Source organism: Reinekea marinisedimentorum, from assembly GCF_004341165.1.
Lineage (GTDB): Bacteria > Pseudomonadota > Gammaproteobacteria > Pseudomonadales > Natronospirillaceae > Reinekea > Reinekea marinisedimentorum.
The window spans coordinates 1-1,178 of the sequence record NZ_SLZR01000057.1; the positions used below are offsets into that span (position 1 = coordinate 1).

Here is a 1,178-nt window from a genome sequence, read left to right on the forward strand (position 1 = left end):
ATGTCCAACCAGTATCTGATATCTTGCTTTCATGAGCAAGGTTTCTATTCAAACCTTTTTGCAGACTCATGCGAATGCCTTCCTGGCCGAGCATTCGTTGCCGTTGTTTCAGCATAAGGCATTATGGTCACTACAGTACTGTCGAACATCCGTGATGGGCAGTCATGCCGACGTGTGCGAAAACGGCCACATCGAAAACGTTTATTACAACAGCTGTCGTCACCGCAGCTGCCCGCAGTGCCAACACCTAAAAACCGATCAATGGCTTCGCCGCCAACAAGCACGACTACTCGATACAACCCATCATCATTGGATCTTCACGATACCTCATTCATTGTTGCCACTCTGGCGCTTCCATCAACAATCCGTACAGGACATTTTATTTAAAGCGGTGCAGCAGACGCTGCGTCTGCTTGCTAATGACTCGAAGTACCTGAATGCCCAGCCCGGTATCATTCTGGCACTGCACACCTGGGGCCGGAACTTAAGTTTGCATCCCCATATTCATTGCCTGATTACGCATGGCGGCCTTAATGGGCAAGGTGATTGGGTAGAGCCAAAGCGCAAAGCGATGTTCCCGGCGAAGGTTATGATGCAGTTGTTCCGCGGGAAGTTTCTGGCAGCGCTGACAGAAACATTTGCAGAGGCAGACTTACCAGCAAAACAAGCCCTCTACGCCTCAGATTGGGTTGTTCATTGTTGCAAGCCCTATGAGCATGGTGACGGCGTTGCTAAGTACCTTGCACGCTACATGCGCGGTGGCGCGATTCGGAACGGGCAGCTGCTTAAAGCCGATGATCAAGTGTTGTTTCGGTACAAATCGCATCAAACCGGCAAAAAGGAAAGGTTGTCGTTGAATTGTGATGATTTTCTAAAGCGATTGCTGCAACACGTCATGATTCCCTATAAACAAACAGTGCGCTGCTATGGTTTGTACAACCCGGTGAAGGCCGATGCGTTAAATAAGGCTCGAGAGCATTTTAAGCAGTCGCCGGTGCAGGCTTTCGTTGAGTTTGACTGGGTTGCCTGGGTGCGGGGTAAGACGACGAAAGTGCGCTGTAGTCAGTGCCTGGCGGAGTATCGGAATAAAAACGAAGAGATTTGAGCACAAGGAGAGATTTGCCACCTTGCCGAAGGCGGTCGTGCTGTGCCTGCGAAATAGAGAAAGGTATGAATAG

Annotated in this window: 1 protein-coding gene; it reads left to right on the forward strand. The window is 50.0% G+C overall.

What is annotated here, in order from left to right; genetic code table 11:
* The first annotated feature begins 31 nt into the window (after positions 1 to 31).
* On the forward strand, positions 32 to 1,105 hold the full coding sequence (locus tag BCF53_RS19125) for an IS91 family transposase (protein WP_132704379.1): 1,074 nt from the start codon (positions 32 to 34) through the stop codon (positions 1,103 to 1,105).
* Positions 1,106 to 1,178: the final 73 nt, after the last annotated feature.